Source organism: Neisseria sp. HMSC067G12 (assembly GCF_001812725.1).
Classification (GTDB): Bacteria; Pseudomonadota; Gammaproteobacteria; order Burkholderiales; family Neisseriaceae; genus Neisseria; species Neisseria perflava.
In genome coordinates this window covers 1-336 of record NZ_KV810177.1, presented here as the reverse complement: position 1 = coordinate 336, position 336 = coordinate 1, and the positions used below count along the sequence as shown (strand labels likewise).

1 pseudogene is annotated in these 336 nt (G+C 58.3%); it reads right to left on the bottom strand.

From position 1 onward, the window contains the following. Positions 1-336: pseudogene (locus tag HMPREF2871_RS00010) on the bottom strand (RHS repeat family protein); the annotation flags it as partial.

The following is a 336-nucleotide window of genomic DNA, read 5'->3' as shown; positions in this document are numbered from 1 at the left end:
GCTGCTCGACCAGTTCGTTGCCGGCGTTGTAGCGGTAGCCGGTCAGCTTATGGTCGAAACCGCTTTCTGCAATCAATCGGTCGAGGATGTCATAGGCAAAGCGGTAGCGCGCACCGTTTTCATTGGTGAGGCCGACTAAGCGGCGGGCTTTGTCGTAATGGTAGCCGAAGGTATGGCCCAGCGCATTGGTGCGTTGGGTCGGCAGACCGTCTTGGCCGTATTCGTAGGAGGTGGTGTGGCCTTCGCCGTCGGTATGGGTGGTCAAACGACCTGCAGCATCGTAGCCGAAGGTCTCTTTGCTGCCGTCTGGATAGAGGGCGAGGGTGAGGTTTTGAT